The sequence below is a fragment of the Marinobacterium iners genome (genome assembly GCF_017310015.1).
Lineage (GTDB): Bacteria > Pseudomonadota > Gammaproteobacteria > Pseudomonadales > Balneatricaceae > Marinobacterium > Marinobacterium iners.
On sequence record NZ_CP022297.1, the window covers coordinates 1306841 to 1324931 of the forward strand.

The window sequence follows — 18091 nt, forward strand, 5'->3', positions numbered from 1 at the left end:
AAGTTGTACCCGCCTGGAAAGACACCCTGCTCAGTGGGCGTGGTTTGATGGAAGGCGCCGTGACGCACATCGCCGAGCGATTTGAAGAGATCAACGATCAGTTCAACCGTGCGGTCGATGCCGGTGACGAAGCAGCTTTCGCGCGCAAACAGCAGGCACTGGCCGGGGTCAGTGCATCGGCTCATGATGCGTTCGATAAGCTGTGGCATGCATTGGAGTCCGGTTGTCATCGTGAGGAGCAAACCAATCAGTTGATCGATCAGCTGGCAAAGCAGAACGCAGTACTGGTCGAACACGCGGCACAGGTGCGGCATATCGCCGAGCGTATCAATTTGCTGGCATTGAACGCAGCGATTGAAGCGGCAAGGGCGGGCCATATGGGACGTGGTTTTGCGGTCGTGGCCAGCGAGGTACGTATGTTGGCAGCGCGTTCCTCAGAAACCGGCGAGCAGATTACTGATGTGGTGCAGCAAGTTAATCGTCAGATGGAGCAGGTGGTACAGCAGGCACAACACAATCTTGATTGCTCACGCACTGCCATTGCCAGTAACCGGCACACCATTGATGAAACTCTGGGGACGATGCGCCAGCGGGTTGATGCCATCACAGTAGATGCCAAAGAGCTGTTGCAACTTAAGCAGGAAGTTGAGGGCAAGGTGAGTGATGTGATTGTGAACCTGCAATTCCAGGACCAGCTGAGCCAGATCACAGGCCACATTATCGAAGCCCTCGATGACTTCAACCAACTGGCAGCGTTACGTAATGACGAGCAGCTGGAGCCTTTTATCAATGGCGCCAGTACCTTGCTTGATGATATGCGCAAGCGCGCGTCAACGGATGCCGAGCGACGCGTTTTTGTCGGCAACACGAGTGCCCACCACCCGACCCCACATAACGAGATTACTTTTTTCTGAGGAGTACCCCCATGAGCAAGAGCATTCTTGTCGTCGATGATTCCGCATCCGTCCGCCAAGTCGTCAGTATGGCGCTGCGCGGTGCGGGGCATGATGTCGTGACCGCAAACGATGGCCATGATGCCCTCGGCAAGCTGGATGGGCGGCGTTTCCACCTGATTGTCAGCGATGTGAATATGCCCAGGATGGATGGCATCACGCTGGTGCGTGAATTGAAACAAAAACCGGCATACCGGTTTACGCCGGTACTGATGCTGACCACTGAGTCGGAGGAGGCAAAAAAGGCTGAAGGCAAGGCCGCCGGTGCCAAGGCCTGGCTGGTCAAGCCTTTTAAGCCTGATGTCCTGTTGGCAGCCGTGGCAAGGTTGGCCTGAGATGGCAACTGTAACAGCCGATCAGTTGAACCTGCCAGGTTTGGATGTGGGTGCTTCTCTGACCATTTTTGATGTGGCTAGGCTGGAAAATCGGTGGCGCGAAAAAGGCTCTGTACAGGGGATACAACTGGAGTTGAATACCGTTGAAGAGGTAGATGCTGCAGGTATTCAGTGGCTGCTGATTATGGCAGCACGAGCGAAACCACAACAGACCTGCCCTGTGATCTGTTCTGCGAGTGCTCCAGTGTCTGAAGCACTCAGGCTTATGGGGTTGACGGCTCTGCTGCCGGCAACAGGTGAGGCCAGCCATGAATGAAGCTGTGGAGATATTTCGCCAGGAGGCGGCAGAGCATCTGCTTGAAATGGAAACGGCACTGCTGGATATGGATGAGCGGCCGGGAGATCACGCCTTGATCGCGCCTCTTTTCAGAGCAATGCATACCATCAAGGGAGCATCCGGCATGGTCGGCTTTGATCACCTCTCTCGCTTTACGCACCACCTGGAAACATTTCTGGATGCCGTGCGTTCCGATCGTCTGGTGCTTGCGAAGGATGGCGTTGATCTTCTGTTGCATGCGCGTGATCACATTGAGCAGTTGCTGGTCGAGCCAACACCGTCGGATTCGCTCGTGCACATCAGTGAGAGTCTGACCCGTCAGGTTCAGCGGTTATTGGCAGCCGAAGTTGCGCATGAGCCAGTGGAGCAGAGTACACCGGCGCAAAAGTGCAGGCAGTTCAACATCGTGATCAGACCTTCAGCGGATGCTTTTCGGGAAGGATTCGATCTGCTGCCGGTATTGCGGGAGCTGGACGCACTCGGTACCGCCAGCGTAACAACCGAGTTTGAAGAGCAAGCGTTGTCGGCGACATTTGATCCTGAAAGCTGCCATCTCTCGGTTCGGGTCATGCTTGAAACCCATGCAAACATGGACCAGATCGAAGAGGCGTTCTTTTTTGTTCTGGACGAGTGGGACGTTGATATCCAGCCAGTCAGCGATCTGTCTGATGCAGTTGGCAGCGACATGGCGCACGTCCGCAATGGGTCTGCCCCCATTGTTCATGAAGACCAGAAAACGGCTGAAGCCGTTCCCGAAGCCAGTATCCGGGTCACCCAGCAAAAGCTGGATCAATTAATGAATCAAGTCGGTGAGTTGGTCATCCTGCAGGCGCGTCTTAACCAGCTGGCAATTGATACAGGTGATGAGCGTACAGCTGTTTTGGCAGAAGAGTTCGAGCGCCTGGCATCGGGTCTGCGCGATAACGCATTTGAAATTCGAATGCTGCCGATTGGCTCCATCTTTGGCCGCTTCAGGCGCATGGTGCGTGATATTGCTCCCGAGCTGGGCAAGGAGGTGGTACTTGAAACCGATGGCGCCGAGACGGAGCTGGACAAGGTCATGCTGGATCGTTTGGCCGACCCACTCATACACCTGCTGCGCAACAGCCTTGATCACGGTATTGAGCAACCTGAACAGCGTATCCAAGCCGGTAAGGAGCGGTGCGCACGTTTGACGCTCAGCGCCAGCCAACATCAGGGACAGGTGCTGATCTGTGTCAGCGATGATGGCGCAGGCCTCGATACAGACCGAATTCAGGCGCGTGCGGTTGAGCGTGGGTTAATAGAGGCGCATGAGTCTCTGGACGAGCAGGCAATTCACCAGCTGGTGTTCGAGCCGGGTTTCTCAACCGCCGAAGCGGTATCGGATCTTTCCGGGCGGGGTGTGGGCATGGATGTGGTCAAACGTTCCGTGGAGGCACTGCAGGGACGTGTCACGATCGAGTCGACCCGTGGCAAGGGCACCTGTGTGCGGATCCGCCTGCCGATGACACTGGCAATCATAGAAGGGCTGATGGTGGCCGTTGCGGATGACCATTATGTCATCCCGCTGAGTGCTGTTGAAGAGTGCATCGAATCAACCGGAACAGAGCCTTGCGATGATCAGGGTGTTCGTCTGCTGAGACATCGCGACGAGCTGGTGCCTTCTCTTAGTCTCAGAGATTGTTTTGATATTGCCGGAGAGCATCCAGACATTCAGCAGACCGTCATCGTGCGTGTTGATGACGCACGGTATGGCGTCACGGTCGATGAAGTCATCGGTCATCACCAGACAGTAATCAAGAACCTGGGACGCCTCTATCAGAGCGTACCCGGAATGATGGGTGCAACCATCATGGGCAACGGCCGGATCGCCATGATCCTTGATCTGCCGGAGCTCGTGGCGGAACTGCGAGCCTGAAACAAACACTAGCGATTTATTAACGAAGGATAATGTGATGAAACGAATCACACTTAAGGCGCTGCTCTATGTTGGCTTCGCGCTTCTCGTGGGCCTGCTGGCACTGAACAGTGTATGGAGTCTGCAGGCACTGGAACAGGCGCAGACACGTTTGCAGTCGACTGTTTCAGGCCCTGCCGAAAAGGTCAAACTGGCTGGACGCATGCGCGGCAACCTGCTGGAGATGGATTCCCAAACCAAAAACTTCATGCTGGCACAGAGCCAGCAGAACCGAGATCGCTTTTCAGCCGCCAGTGCAGAAGCACGGCAGCGAATTAAGGATGACCTGGTACTGATGGCACCACTGATTGTTTCGGTTAATGGGCGTGAGGCACTGGAGTCTTTCCAGGCTTCGTTCCAGCGTTACGGCGACATGGTGGTACAAGTGCGTGATCTGGTGAGACAGGCTGCCGATCCCCTTGAGCAAAATGGATCAGCGGATGGTAAAGAGCGAGAAGCCTACCGGCTGCTGGTCGGTAGTGGAGACGCGGTGCTGCAGGAGGCGGTCGATCAGGTACGTCAGATCGTACAGATCAGTGACACTGAAATGCAGGCCGCTGTCAGTGAAGCGGAACAGGCCTACAGTCAGGCGCGAGGCCAGCTCATTGGTGTGACACTGGTTTCACTGGTGATCGGTATTTTGGCTGCCACTTTGATCATCCTGCGCATAAACGAAGTCAGTCGCATCGCCAGCCGTATCGGCAGAGGTGATCTCGACCAGTTGTTCGACCCGCGTGTCAGCGATGGCGATATTTACGGGGTGCTGCGCAACATGAATGAGAAGCTTCGCGATATCGTGGCCGAGATCAAGGAAGCATCTTCAAATGTGGCGGCAGGCAGCATTGAGATCAGCAGCACTGGCCAACAGGTGGCACAGGGGGCGACCGAGCAGGCGGCGTCACTTGAAGAGGTTTCTTCATCCATGGAAGAGATGACGGCGAACATCTCCCAAACGGCAGACAATGCCCGTCAAACCGAACAGATTGCACAGCAGGCTGCCACCAGTGCGCAGAGTACTGGCGATGCGGTACGTGAGGCGGTTTCAGCGATGCAGGACATTGCCGAAAAGATCGGCATCATTGAGGAAATAGCCCGTCAGACCAATCTGCTGGCGCTCAATGCGGCGATCGAAGCGGCGCGTGCCGGTGAGCATGGTAAGGGCTTCACGGTTGTAGCCGCGGAGGTGCGCAAGCTGGCGGAACGCAGCCAGCGGGCAGCGGGAGAAATAGTCGAGCGCTCTCGCAACAGTCTTGAGCTTTCAGAGCGTGCCGGTGAAATGTTGCTTGAACTGGTGCCGAGCATTCAACGCACCTCTGGATTGGTACAGGAGATCAGTGCGGCATCGGTTGAACAGAACAAGGGTGCCGCCGAGATTTCGAAAGCGCTGCAGCAGCTTGATCAAGTGGTACAACAGTCCGCTGCCTCTGCCGAAGAGATGGCTGCAACCACTGAAGAGTTGTCTGCACAGGCAGAGCAACTAGATGGCACAACCGCCTTTTTCAAAGTATCCGCCAATGTCAGCCAAGCAGGGAAAAGCAGCGGCAACGCTTCGTCACAGACACATCACTCAAAACCTGTAGCTGGCAAGCACAGTATCAAGCGGCCCCAGGCTGCAACAGGGGGTGGTGTACTGGCAGGTGCCGACGGCATTCAGATTGATCTTGATGACGATTTCGTCCGCTATTAAGGAGACCGGCATGGAGCGCAACAGGGATTCGGAAACGGTTGATACGACCCCGCGGCAGATTCTGTCATTTATGCTGGATGGCGACTCTTTCGGTGTTGAGATCAGTGGTATTCAAGAGGTGCTTGAATACCGCGATGTGACGCGTGTACCGCGTACACCGGATTATATGCTGGGGGTGCTTAACCTGCGTGGAAGGGTGATTCCGGTGGTCGACCTGCGACGACTTTTTGGCATGCAGATCGCCCCGGTCAGTGTGGAAACCTGCATCGTCATTATTGATGTCGAGCTGGATGGCAAGCGCACCCCTCTGGGTGTGCTGGCGGATCGTGTCAATGAAGTGGTCGAGCTCGATCCAGCCTTGATCAGTCCGCCACCTCGGCTGGGAGCACGGATCAAGAGCAGCTTTATCGACGGGCTGGCGCGGCACGAGGATGATTTTATCATTCTGCTGCGTCTTGCCCTGATATTCAGTCGTGACGAGCTGGAAACGGTATTACATGAATCGGCTGTGGATGAACGTCGTGCCTCCGCTGACGCTGAGGAGGTGTCGGTGTGACAGCTGCAACGACATTGACCGCTGAAGACCACCTCCGGGTGGCTCAATATGTCCAAAGTACAGCCGGCATACAGTTGCCGGAACACAAGCGAAACCTGATCGAGGCACGCTTGCGCAAGCGACTGCGTGCAACCGGGCAGTCCAGCTTTACGGCTTACCTTGATCTGGCACTCTCGGATGCCGACAACGAAGCCGAGCGCGAGTGGTTGCTGGATGCGATCACGACCAATAAAACGGAGTTCTTTCGTGAGCCTGAACACTTCAGGTTTCTGAGTCAGTATCTTCAGCAGGCTCTCTCTAGTGGCCACGAAGCCGGTGTCAGCAGGCCCTTGAGTGTCTGGAGTTCGGCCTGTTCAACCGGTGAAGAACCCTACACGCTGGCGATGGTGTTGAGTGAATTAAAAAGGGATAAGCCCGAGTTCAACTTTCAGATTCATGCCACTGATATTGCGCCATCCGTTCTGTCGGTGGCGCGGCAAGCGATCTATCCAGTGGCACGGATTGCCCCCGTGGATGAACCATTGCGTCATCGGTATCTGCTGAAAAGTCGTGACCCTGCACGCCAACAGGTCAGGATTGTGCCCGAACTGCGGGAGCGGGTGAGCTTTTCACGTTTCAACCTGGTGGATGGTGATTACCCCCGCACACCCGAGTACGACGTGATTTTCTGTCGCAATGTGATGATCTATTTCAGCAATGATGATCGACAGAACATCATTGAGCGATTGCGTACCTCGCTGCGGGTGGGTGGACTCCTGTTTATTGGTCACTCCGAGAGCATTGGGCATCAGCGCAACGGTTTTGAGACACTTTATCCCACCGTCTATCGGCGTATCTCATAAGGGAAGAGACCAGCGTGATCAAAGTTCTGATCGTGGATGATTCTGCCGTTGTGCGTCACGCACTCAGCGAAATTCTCGGCAGCGACCCCGGAATTGAGGTCATCGGTGTAGCCGCTGATCCTTACCGGGCAGTTGAACAGTTGCGTCATATGAAACCGGATGTGATGACACTGGATGTCGAGATGCCGCGCATGGATGGTCTAACCTTTCTGCGTAAATTGATGTCACAACACCCCATACCCGTCGTGATCTGCTCATCACTGGTGGAAGCGGGCGAGACTCAGGTCAGGGCACTTGAATATGGTGCGGTTGATATCATCGCCAAGCCAGTGCTGGGTACACAGCAGTTTTTGCATGATTCGCGCAACCGTATTATCGATGCCATTAAAGGGGCTGCACATGCACGCGTATCCAAGCTCAGCCTGTTCAATGAGGGAGTGAAACCGAAACTGAATGCCGATGTGATTCTGGCAGCGGGACATTTGGCTCTGCAGAAGACGACAGAAAAAGTGATCGCTGTTGGTTCATCGACAGGCGGTACAGATGCCTTGCGTAAGCTGCTGGGTGCGATGCCCGGTGATTGTCCCGCGATTGCGATTGTGCAGCACATGCCAGAGGGCTTTACACGTTCGTTTGCGAATCGACTTGACCAGATTTGTGATATTCGAGTCAAAGAGGCAGAAGATGGAGATGCGCTTTTGCGTGGGCATGCCCTCATCGCCCCGGGTAATCGGCATATGCTGATTCGACGCAGCGGGGCGCGTTATTACGTTGAATTACGAGATGGCCCACTTGTCTCACGCCATCGACCATCTGTGGATGTCCTGTTCCGCTCAGCCGCGCGTTATGCGGGTCAAAACGCGATCGGCGCAATTCTTACGGGTATGGGTGATGATGGCGCGAATGGCCTGAAGGAAATGCGGGAGGCGGGAGCCTGGACCCTCGGGCAGGATGAAGCGACCAGTGTTGTTTACGGCATGCCAAGGGAGGCCTATCTGCGTGGTGCCGTTGCTCAGCAACTACCACTCGATGGTATGGCTGCCGCGATACTTCAGGCTGCCCGATGACTGAATCCCCGATGAATAAAATGCAACGCGATCGCCACGCGCACCACCTTGTCATCCATGCCGGTGAACTGGTTTTCGGGCGAGGACGCAAGCAATTGCGTACGCTGCTGGGTTCCTGTGTCGCCATTACACTCAGACACCCTCGGTTGGGATTAAGTGGCATGTGTCATTATGTACTGCCGCGCAGGCCTGCTGGAGCCGCCGGTACACCAGATGCACGATACGGTGACGATTGCCTTGAGCTATTTCGACTTGCAGCCAGGCGCAATGGCACGAATCTGAATGAATATGAAGCCCGTATTTACGGTGGTGGAAACATGCTGGCAGGGGTGCGAGTCATGCCTGTGAGTGGATGCTTGAATGTTGACTGCAGTCCCGTAGGGGAAGCCAACGCAGCGCATGCATTTGCCATGCTGGCAGAGGCGGGAGTCAGAATCCTGGAAGCGGATGTGGGCGAGGACGGGTATAGAAAGGTCGAGTTTGACCCAATAACAGGTCATGCCAGCGTGGAGTTTGCGAAGGCCAGGTACTTTTATTGACCACCGGCGGTAGAGTTCAGTTAGAGAGGGCAACTACAGGGGGCCGGCTGGCATGGAGTCGTTCAAAGGACAGATATAATACGCCTGTGCCCGGTTTTTCGCGCAGGCCTCTGCAGAACACTTGCGCTGGCGCAGAGCTGCTGTTGAATATTCTTGACTTGGTACCGAGAGCATTGCTTACTGCTTGATGAAGCCAAATTGACAGAGATTCAGCAGTGCTCAAGTCATATTTCGTCAATATTCAGGTGCGCAGTGCAGTGATTGTGCTGTTGCTTCTGTCCCCCTTGGTCAGCGCAACGGAGACTCCCCGGCTGGCCTACCTTGTTTCTGATGTGCGCATACCGTTCTGGAGCATTATGGCTGGCGGAGCCAAACAGCGCGCGGCCGAGTTGGGCTTTACATTGGATGTGTACAGTGCCGACAACAATGCTCGTCAGGAGCTGCTCAATACTGTTCAGGCCCTTGAAAGCGATATAGCGGGCTTGGTCGTTTCACCTACCAATTCCTCAGCGGCAGTGACCATTCTGGAGCTTGCAGCCGAGGCCGGTGTGCCGGTTGTGATTGCCGATATAGGAACAAAAGCAGGCAAGTATGTCAGCTATATACAGTCCGATAATGAGCAGGGGGCATACGAGCTGGGTCTGTTACTGGTGAAGGCGCTTGAGGCCAGGGGATGGTCACAGGGCGGTGTGGGAATAGTGTCGATACCCCAGAGTCGTAAAAACGGTCAGGCTCGCACACGAGGGTTTGTCAATGCGCTAAAAACATCCAGCTTCAGGATGGCCGGCATTCGTCAGCAGGTGGATTTCTCCTATGAAGAAACCTATCGTTTCAGCCGCGAGCTGATTAAGGATAATTCGGATCTGCGTGCAATCTGGCTGCAGGGCTCTAATCGTTATCAGGCTGCACTGGATGCGATTCATGATGAAGGCCGTGAAGGCGATGTTCTGTTGATCTGCTTTGATGCAGAGCCAGAGTTCATAGAAATGATTCGTCAGAAAGAGCTGGTAGCCGCCGGTATGCAGCAGCCACGTCTTATCGGAGAAAAGGCGGTCAGCTCATTGGATGCTCATATAAAGGGGGATCCTGTTCCTTCGCGTCAGATGTTACCTGTGTTGGCAGTATCACCTGACAATGTAGACGAGCTTTTGCCGCTCATTCACAAAAACGTGTTGGGGCTGAGTATTGAGCAGTTCAATGACTAGACAGGGTCGTGACCAGCCTTCGCTTCTGGTTTCACTTGGTCTGTTGGCAGTTGTCAGCGTTATGCTGGTTGTGCCTGCCCATGGGGTGTACACCTTTTTTATCCAGAAAGAGCAGATCATTGCCGACATGAACGAGCAGGCGCGATCCAGCCTGATCCGACTGTCCGAAAACGTTGTGCCGTACATGCAGGCTTATGCGGTCAATGATTATCAAAACCTTGTTCAAACCGAAATGGTGCAGCGGGGCTATGCTGCCATCCTGATCGAAGACTCAAATATGGCTGAAGTGCTGGGCCGGCCCGAATACATCACTGGAATGATTCGCAGCTCAGATGGACATATCCTTCCGTACGATGCTTCGCACCCTGGCCATCACCAGCGATTATCCACTGATCGTATCCATAAGCACAGCGAATTGCTTCAGTCCGGGGGGATGACGATCGGTAAATTGTCGATCTTCATGACCGATACGGTAGTCCGAGAAAAGCAGAAAGAGGTTTTTTACGACAGTCTCAGTAACAGCCTGCTGCTGGCGCTCATTCTGATGGCGCTGCTAATCGTCTTCTCCAAGCGTCGAATTCTTGATCCTCTTGGCCGCTTTTCCGAAGCGCTTCAACAGCGTGATGCTGATGGCATCCCGGTCAATGCGCTTCCCAATTTCAAGTATCGAGAGTTGTCGATATTGACCGATACTGTGAATTCCATGCTGGACATGATCCGTGGCTCCAGGGCGGAGATCAAACGGGAGCGATCAAGGCTGCACGATGTAATAGAAGGCACCCACGTAGGTACGTGGGAGTGGAACATTCAGACCGGTGCAACGGAGTTCAATGATCGCTGGGCAGAGATTATCGGTTATACGCTTGAAGAGCTCAGCCCTACTTCCATCGACACCTGGGCGAGCTTCGTACATCCTGATGATCTGAAAGAGTCTGAAAAGCAGCTGCAACGCCATTTCACAGGTGAATCTCCCTACTATCAATGCGAAGCTCGCATGAAACACAAGGCGGGTCATTGGGTCTGGGTATTGGATCGCGGCAAAGTGAGCAAGAGTACAGAGGACGGGGAGCCATTGATGATGTACGGTACCCATCAGGATATCACAGAGCAGAAGGAAAATGAGCTCAGGCTGCACTTGGCAGCCAGTGTGTATGAGCATGTCAGTGACGGCATCATGATTACCGATACTCAGGGCATAATCCGTGATGTCAACCATGCTTTTTGCCGACTAACGGGCTATCAGGCGGAAGAGGTTATTGGGGAAAATGCCCGCGTGCTCAGGTCAGGTCACCACGACGAGAGTTTTTATCAAGCAATGTGGCGGGCCATTCTCGGTAAAGGCTATTGGAGTGGTGAAATTTGGAACAAGCGCAAGAATGATGAAATTTTTCCTGCGCACCTGAAAGTTAATGCAATTCGCGATTCTGATGGGCAGGTGAGGAGCTTTGTAGCCCTTTTGTCAGATATTTCTCACTTCAAGGAACATGAGCGGCAGCTGGAGCAGCTTGCCCACTTTGATGCGCTGACCGGCCTGCCAAATCGACTGGTGCTTGCCGACAGGCTTCATAAGGAAATGGCTCAGGCACGCCGGCGCAGCGAAGTTTTAGCGGTTGCGTTTCTCGACTTGGATGGATTTAAAGCGGTTAACGATCAGTTTGGCCACGATGCAGGTGACCAGTTACTGATCATCATGTCGGAGCGAATGAGGCAGACGCTTCGCGAAAGCGATACCTTGGTGCGTATTGGTGGTGATGAGTTTGTCGTTCTGCTGCCGGATCTGGATGATGCCGGCAGCTGTGTGCCGGTGATTCAGCGTCTTTTGTCGGTGGCATCCAGCCCCATCGATATCAAGGGTGATCGGGTACAGGTATCGGCCAGTATTGGTGTGACTTTTTATCCTCAGGATGAAGATGTCGATTCCGAGCAGCTGCTGCGTCAGGCCGATCAAATGATGTATGACGCGAAACTGAGCGGCAAGAACCGCTATAAGCTGGCTGATGTGGTGCCGAGCTCTCGGCGCTTTGCAGGATAACGCTGTAGCCCGGTTATCGGTATCAATCCGCCGCGGCGCGACTCAGGCGGTCCCATATATCCGCCCAGGCGGGATCATGGGGTGGTGCTTCAACCCACAGCTGGCTTACACCGTCACAATCGGCTTCGTACAGAGCGGCATACAGTGCCTGCCGATAGCCTTGGTGATTGGCCGGCATCACTTTCAGATGATGGCAAGGCAGGGACCTCAGGGCGGGTGAGTACACCAGTGCGCCTGAGTGAGGCGCTGCCGATGCGGCCAGGGCCTTTATCTCGTCTGGCGTACAAAGGGTGACGCGAGCATTGGGCTGATAGTGAATTTTCTTGTTGCCGGAGACGGCGTGCTCATGGCTGCGAGGGGTGCGCACCGGTACCTGCAGATAGGGCTGGAGCATGTCAGCCGAGATGGGGCCACTGCGAAGAATTTCTGCACTGTGTTCACCCACACGCAAAATGGTCGATTCCGTGCCGACACCACAGGGACCGCCGTCAAGCACGGCGGCAATCATGCCATCCATGCTGGCCAGTACGTGCTCGGCACTGGTGGGGCTGAGTTTCTGGTACGGGTTGGCCGACGGTGCCGCGACCGCAATATCGAAGCGTTGCAGAAGCGACAGCAGCACGGAGTGGTCGGGCATGCGCACACCGATTGTCGGCAGGCCACCGGTAATGACATCCGAGACATCGGGGTGGCGATCAAAAATCAGTGTCAGTGGGCCAGGCCAGAAAGCTGCCACAAGGGGAGCGACCCAGTCAGGCACGGTTTTGACCCAGCGCGGCAACTGATCGGGTGAGGCAATGTGTGTAATTAGCGGATGGTTGGTCGGGCGCCGTTTGGCAGCAAAAATCTTTGCTACCGCCTCAGGGTTTGAGGCATCGGCAGCCAGCCCGTATACCGTTTCCGTCGGCACGGCGACCAGCTCGCCAGCCAGCAGCAGTTCGCCGGCACGTTGCAGGTGGTCGGGGTTTTGAGCGCTGAGTCTTTCTGTTTTCATGGATCACACCAGTAACTAACTGGCAGTTATTGTAACACCGGACATGACATGATCATCCACCTCATTCTTGGCTGTGCTGATCAGCGTCTGCTGATCCAGTCCGATAAAATCTCTGCACTCATGGGTTTGCCAAAGAAATAACCCTGGATGGCGTCTACCCCTTGATTTCTCAGAAACTCGAATTGCGCGTGCGTTTCCACACCTTCCGCCAGGACCTTTATCTCCAGACTATGACCGAGTGTCAGAACAGCTTTCAGGATGGCAGCATCGAAGGTACCCTCTGGCAGACCGTCGACAAACGCCTTGTCTATCTTGAAGCAGTTGACCGGCAGGTGTTTCAGGTGGGCCAGCGAGGAATATCCGGTGCCGAAATCATCAATTGAGAGTTGAACACCCATAGCCCTTAATTGGTTTAGCAGGTCAATAATCTCATCGCAGCGCTCCAGTGCGCCCTCTGTGATCTCCAGCTCCAGGGCGCAGGCAGGTATGTGGTATCTTTCGAGCAGTTCACTCACACGGTCAACCAGGCCGGGCACCAATTGTTGTGGTGCTATATTCACGGCGACTCGGGGAACCTGCAGATCACAACTCAGCCAGTGTGACATCTGCTCCAGCGCTTTGCTGAGAACCCAGTCACCCACCAGCTCGATCTGATTCAACTCCTCGGCCAGGGGAATGAAATCATTGGGTGGAATAAGCCCCTTTCGCGGATGATCCCAGCGCACAAGTGCTTCAACGCCAATCAGCTCTTGAGTGAGGCTATCGACCTGCGGCTGATAATAGAGCAGGAGTTCATTTTTACGAATGGCTCTGCGGAGCTCGCTCGCGATCTCAAATTTTCGATGAATACGATCAGCAAAAATGGGAGTGAAAAAGTGAACACTGGCGGGTCCACACTCCTTGGCTCGCAGCAGGGCGGTTTCGGCGGCCTGGATAAGCCCCTTGGTGTTGGTGGCATCTTCTGGATAGAAGCTGATACCCGCACAGGCCGATGGAATGACCTCGTGGTCCGGCAACATAAAAGGCCTTGAGAGCCGGGTAAAAAGAGCCTGCATCACTTCCGCAATCAGTTCCTTGTTTTTGACGGCGTAGAGCAGCAAAAATTCATCGGAACTCCAGCGGCAAAGCAGGCTGTTTTTTGGTTTTATCTCGGCCAGTCGGTTGGCCATGGTTTTTAGAAAGTAGTCGCCAACCTCATGACCCTGAGTATCATTAAGCAGCTTAAAACTATCAATATCCAGCAGGGCAACCGCCAGTTCACCGCTGTCACGATTTGCGGATACAATCCCCTGTTGGATCTTTTCAAGGCAGTATTGTCTGTTCGGCAGTCCGGTCAGCGCATCATAGTTTCGGGCGAGCCGGAGGTTTTCTTCGGCCTGCTTGGCTTTCGATTTGTCAGCAAAGACTCCGACATAGTTGCACACGTTACCGTTGTCATCATGCACGGCCGAGATGCTTCCGCGGAAAGGAAATATTTCTCCTGTTTTGCGTCGGTTCCAGATTTCTCCTTCCCAGTCGCCGCGGGTGCCCAGGCACTGCCACAGCTCCTCGTAAAAGCCGGACGTGTGAATGCCTGATTTGAGGAAGGATGGTTTTTGGCCAAGCGCCTCTTCCTCTTTATATCCCGTCAGCGAACAGAATGAACGATTGACGGAAAGTATGCGTGCATCCGGGTCTGTAATAACGACAGCCTCTGAGGTTTGCTTCAGAACAGCTTCGCTGGTGATAACAGGCTGGCCAAACCTGTTCAGCTGGTCCTGACGCCTGAAAACGACCAGAAGCCCCGTCCGGTGGTTGTTGAGCGTTAAAGGAATGCACTTGTATCCAACCGGCAAAAGCTGTCCGGAGCTGGTGCGAAACTGGTCGCTGGACACTTCCTTTTCCTGCCCGGCGTACAGTGCACGGGTCAAGGGGCTTTGTTCTGCCGTGTAGGCATGACCATTCTGGTCTGAAGGCTGGAGCAGGTTGTGGGCGTTTTTCCCGATCAGCTCGTCTTCACTCTGATATCCCAGGATCCGGACAGCTCTTGCATTGATATAGTTGATCGCACCGGCAGCATTGATGCTGAGAATACCGTCCACTTTGGCATTGAGCAGCAGTGCATTGCGTTGATGCAAATCCTCCAGTGCCATCTGGTAATTATGGCGCTGAGTAATGTCATATACGGTGAGAATTACACCGTTCGCCCTCACATTGCACTTGGGCTGGCGGAGTTCAACTTCTGCCCAAACGTACCGTCCATCGGCATGTGTAAGGCTCAGAACCAGCTTTTGCAGGTTATGCGTGTTGTCTATCGAGCTCAGTGCCTGCCTGAAAGCTTCAGCATCTTCGCTGTGCAGCAATTCAGTGAACACCACTCCCTCAAGACTTGCAGGGCTACGTCCCATAATCTGCTCGCAGGCGGAAGAGGCATACGTGATGACCCCTTTCTGATTCAGGCGAACAAACATATTGGCTGAAAGCTCGACAAGGTTACGGAAATTCCGCTCCTGTTCAAGGGTCGATTGCTGGCTGATCTGCCTGATAAAGGCAAAGGCCAGATCGGCTGCCAGCTCAATGTGCAGGGAGGTCCAGGGTGCTGATTTGTTGTTGTAGGTCTGGGTCCAGTTATCAAATGACCGCCGAGGTGAAATTCTGAAACCTTCTTCGGTCAGGCTCAACTCCTTGTGGGGTATGCCGGCCCAGTTGCGAACAAAAGTGACGCTGCTTCGGCACCACATCAAGTAGTTGTCCAGTGTGTGATTCAGCGGGGCAAGCAGAATCCCGCAGGCGGTATCAGCAAAGTTGGCCGCCGCTGGGTAAAGGCTTGCCAGCTCGTCGGTATGGAATACCTGCTCGGGCTGTCGCAGGCGTAATTCATCCTCAAGTGCTTCCAACTCATCCAGGGACGGAGTTTGACCATATGTATACCTGCGGCCGTTGCTGACCAATACGACACCAGTGGCATCTACAAAAGAAATCAGTTCACTGGCGACTGATGGTGACAACTTTTCGAGGCTGTTTGACGGTATCTCCCGCAGAAACCGGTTGACTCTGTCTTTGAGCTTTTTCTCTTCGTTACGCTGCAGGTCCGATAGCTTGATCGAAATGGTTTTGCCGATGAGTTCGTAAAGTTCGCGCTCACGTAACGTTACGCATTTGGGGCTTTTATGATGACATGACAGCATTCCCCAAAGTTTTCCGTTTTGAATCAAAGAAATGGTCAAGGTGGCGGTTACGCCCATGTTGCGCAGGTATTCAAGGTGCACGGGCGAAAGTGAACGGTAGGCCGAGTAGGTCAGGTCAAGCCGAGCACTTGGAGCATTTTTGCTTTCAGCCTGGACTTGAGATGAGGGTGCATTCACGTCGGCAATAACGCGAGTCAGATTGCGGGTATACAGGGCCCTGGCCTGAGCGGGGATGTCAGAGGCAGGGAAGCGGTTGCCCAGGTAGCTTCGGGTAAGCTCTGAACGGCTTTCCGCTATCACCTCTCCATCCCAGTTACTGTCGAATTGGTACATCATCACGCGATCATAGCCGGTGGCTAGGCGAACCAGTTCTGCGACTTTGTGGGTGTAGTGTTGCAGGTTCTGCTCGGCATCCAGCTGCCACAGGAGATCTCGGGTGGGTACGAACATTTGACTGAAAAGTTCGCTCTGGTCCGGTGCGGTCGCTTCCAGTTCAATCAGCCAATAGGGCGCGTTAAACGAAATGGCGGCATCACGTATAATCGGGCAGTCGGAGCTTTTAATGGTGAGTTGTACCACCGCGGAAGAGCGCCAGTCTCCGAGTCCTTTCAGTGATTGAATCTGCTCAATATCAGACTCGCTCACAAAAGCTGTAAAGGTTTCTCCCAGCAGTTCATGCCAGGGGCGTGAAAAGATGGCATCAGCGTTCTCACTGCAATAGCGGATGATAAAGTTTTCATCCAGTGCCAGCAGAACGCCGTTGGGCTGAATAGAGCCAACCTGATGGATAGGCTCGCGTTCGCAGTGCTGGAGAGCTTGCTGTAAAACGGTTTCTTGCTCTGTGTTGCTGCAATCAGGAGACATGGACATCGAGAAATGCCTCAAGTGTTTCAAAAAGATAAATGGCGTAATCGCAGGCCTGTGTACGCTCCTGTCTGGATTGTGGCGAGCGCTCTGCGAATTGGATGAACTGCGTCCACAGCTGTTCGATATTGTGACCGTAGCCGCTGAAAAAGCGCCCGCCATTGGCGTCGTTGATACCCAGGTTATGCATCAGATGCCGGCTGATAACGCGGCCGCCCAGGGTTGATCCCTCCAGGGGGTACATCATGCCCACCAGCTCGGGTCTGTTCATTGGTATGGCAAGTTCAACCGTGAAAGGGCAGCAGCCATCCACGCCGGGTGTGAGTCCGAAGTGAGCAAGATCCTGTTTCAGCCATTCAGTCTTGTAGCGGTCGCTATAGTTGAAGTCGGCCATGCCACTGGCAAGGCAGTTGCGGATATGGGCTTCCGCTGTCTGATAGAAGCTCCAGTAGGCCTGCAGAATAAGGGTATAGGTCTCAATATCGAGCGTGGGCCGGGTCATTCGACTCAAAAGAGGGTGGTGGTTCAGACGCACATGCGCCGCGTGTGTTGCCTGCCGCAGCTGCTGGTGAAGGGATGGGGGCTGTGTTGTCTGTGACATTGTGAAACCCTGCCCTTTGCATTCTCTTGAATATTGGTAAAGGATACCGCCGTCGCAATTTGATGTCATGAAGGTTGTGCGGTCAAATAGAGTATTCCGGTTGCCGGTTGTGACGTGAGTCAAGACCCGATATCAACGTCCGTGCAGAGTAGCGTTCGCGTTTTTCAAAACAGGCGTTTGTCACACAGGGCTGGATCCAGCATAGTGTCTGTAGCGTATGGGGTGCGACATACCAAAACAGGAGGTCGAAATGAACATACTGATGGTGCTTACTTCACACGACAAGATGGGCGACACGGGGCACAAGACAGGTTTCTGGCTGGAAGAGTTCGCGGCGCCGTACTACGTGTTTCGCGATGCCGGAGCAGATATCACACTGGCATCCCCCCAGGGCGGTCAGCCCCCGGTCGACCCTAACAGCACTGTGCCCGATGCGCAGACGGCTGCAACCGAGCGCTTTAATCAGGACAGTGAAGCGAAACAGGCGCTGGCCAATACCATCCCCCTGTCACGGGTGAGTGCCGGAGACTTTGACGCCATCTTTTACCCGGGTGGTCACGGTCCATTGTGGGATCTGGCCGAAGACTCGTACTCCATCAACCTGATCAGGGCGTTCGCTGAGCAAAAGAAACCGATTGGTGCGGTATGTCATGCGCCGGCTGTCTTACGGCATGTAACCGGAGCTGATGGTGTGCCCTTGGTAAAGGGCAAAACGGTGACTGGTTTCAGCAATTCCGAAGAAGCGGCGGTGCAGTTGACGGATATTGTGCCATTTCTGGTTGAAGATATGCTCAAGGACAAGGGTGGTCGCTATGAACGCGCTAACGACTGGGAATGCCATGTAGTGGTGGATGGTCTGTTGGTGACGGGGCAAAACCCGGCGTCTTCGGATGCATCGGCTGCGGCACTTCTGAAACTGCTTGCGAGCGCCTGATTTGAACTGTTCCGCCTCAGAGAATATGGAGATTTTACG

At 54.3% G+C, this 18091-nt stretch carries 15 protein-coding genes; 12 read left to right on the forward strand and 3 right to left on the reverse strand.

Translation table 11 applies throughout. The features are described from left to right. Positions 1 to 47 precede the first annotated feature (47 nt). From CFI10_RS06360 to CFI10_RS06410, 11 genes are all read left to right on the forward strand, one after another. The gene (locus CFI10_RS06360) at positions 48 to 914 is read left to right on the forward strand and encodes a methyl-accepting chemotaxis protein (protein WP_242530185.1); all 867 of its coding nucleotides are present in this window, start codon (positions 48 to 50) and stop codon (positions 912 to 914) included. An 11-nt stretch (positions 915 to 925) separates the two neighbouring features. Beyond that, the gene (locus CFI10_RS06365) at positions 926 to 1288 is read left to right on the forward strand and encodes a response regulator (RefSeq protein WP_206840651.1); all 363 of its coding nucleotides are present in this window, start codon (positions 926 to 928) and stop codon (positions 1286 to 1288) included. 1 nt (position 1289) lies between these two features. Beyond that, positions 1290 to 1604, forward strand: a complete 315-nt coding sequence (locus CFI10_RS06370) for an STAS domain-containing protein (RefSeq protein WP_206840653.1) — start codon at positions 1290 to 1292, stop codon at positions 1602 to 1604. Beyond that, the gene (locus tag CFI10_RS06375) at positions 1597 to 3525 is read left to right on the forward strand and encodes a chemotaxis protein CheA (RefSeq protein ID WP_206840655.1); all 1929 of its coding nucleotides are present in this window, start codon (positions 1597 to 1599) and stop codon (positions 3523 to 3525) included. Before CFI10_RS06370 ends, CFI10_RS06375 begins: the two co-directional genes overlap by 8 nt. A gap of 37 nt (positions 3526 to 3562) precedes the next feature. Then, entirely contained in the window at positions 3563 to 5251 is a 1689-nt protein-coding gene (locus CFI10_RS06380) for a methyl-accepting chemotaxis protein (RefSeq protein WP_206840657.1), read from the forward strand. 10 nt (positions 5252 to 5261) lie between these two features. After that, on the forward strand, positions 5262 to 5807 hold the full coding sequence (locus CFI10_RS06385) for a chemotaxis protein CheW (protein ID WP_206840659.1): 546 nt from the start codon (positions 5262 to 5264) through the stop codon (positions 5805 to 5807). Next, complete coding sequence (locus CFI10_RS06390) at positions 5804 to 6649, forward strand: CheR family methyltransferase (protein ID WP_206840661.1); 846 nt, start codon at positions 5804 to 5806, stop codon at positions 6647 to 6649. Before CFI10_RS06385 ends, CFI10_RS06390 begins: the two co-directional genes overlap by 4 nt. A gap of 14 nt (positions 6650 to 6663) precedes the next feature. Further along, positions 6664 to 7716, forward strand: a complete 1053-nt coding sequence (locus tag CFI10_RS06395) for a protein-glutamate methylesterase/protein-glutamine glutaminase (RefSeq protein ID WP_206840663.1) — start codon at positions 6664 to 6666, stop codon at positions 7714 to 7716. An 11-nt stretch (positions 7717 to 7727) separates the two neighbouring features. Further along, positions 7728 to 8255 carry a chemotaxis protein CheD gene (locus CFI10_RS06400; RefSeq protein ID WP_206840665.1) on the forward strand — a complete coding sequence of 176 codons (528 nt, stop codon included), beginning with the start codon at positions 7728 to 7730 and terminating at the stop codon, positions 8253 to 8255. Between the two features lie 215 nt (positions 8256 to 8470). Next, positions 8471 to 9460, forward strand: a complete 990-nt coding sequence (locus tag CFI10_RS06405) for a substrate-binding domain-containing protein (protein ID WP_206840668.1) — start codon at positions 8471 to 8473, stop codon at positions 9458 to 9460. Then, complete coding sequence (locus tag CFI10_RS06410; protein ID WP_206840670.1) at positions 9453 to 11492, forward strand: sensor domain-containing diguanylate cyclase; 2040 nt, start codon at positions 9453 to 9455, stop codon at positions 11490 to 11492. The genes CFI10_RS06405 and CFI10_RS06410 overlap by 8 nt, the downstream gene beginning before the upstream one ends. A 22-nt stretch (positions 11493 to 11514) precedes the next feature. Here the strand turns inward: CFI10_RS06410 and CFI10_RS06415 are convergent, their stop codons facing one another. From CFI10_RS06415 to CFI10_RS06425, 3 genes are all read right to left on the reverse strand, one after another. Further along, positions 11515 to 12486, reverse strand: a complete 972-nt coding sequence (locus tag CFI10_RS06415) for an L-threonylcarbamoyladenylate synthase (protein ID WP_206840672.1) — start codon at positions 12484 to 12486, stop codon at positions 11515 to 11517. A gap of 80 nt (positions 12487 to 12566) precedes the next feature. Next, positions 12567 to 16523 carry an EAL domain-containing protein gene (locus CFI10_RS06420; RefSeq protein ID WP_206840674.1) on the reverse strand — a complete coding sequence of 1319 codons (3957 nt, stop codon included), beginning with the start codon at positions 16521 to 16523 and terminating at the stop codon, positions 12567 to 12569. Then, on the reverse strand, positions 16507 to 17118 hold the full coding sequence (locus CFI10_RS06425) for a biliverdin-producing heme oxygenase (protein WP_206840676.1): 612 nt from the start codon (positions 17116 to 17118) through the stop codon (positions 16507 to 16509). The genes CFI10_RS06420 and CFI10_RS06425 overlap by 17 nt, the downstream gene beginning before the upstream one ends. Before the next feature lie 250 nt (positions 17119 to 17368). Here CFI10_RS06425 and CFI10_RS06430 point away from each other — a divergent pair, with 250 nt between their 5' ends. Then, on the forward strand, positions 17369 to 18052 hold the full coding sequence (locus CFI10_RS06430) for a type 1 glutamine amidotransferase domain-containing protein (protein WP_206840678.1): 684 nt from the start codon (positions 17369 to 17371) through the stop codon (positions 18050 to 18052). The last annotated feature ends 39 nt before the right edge of the window (positions 18053 to 18091 follow it).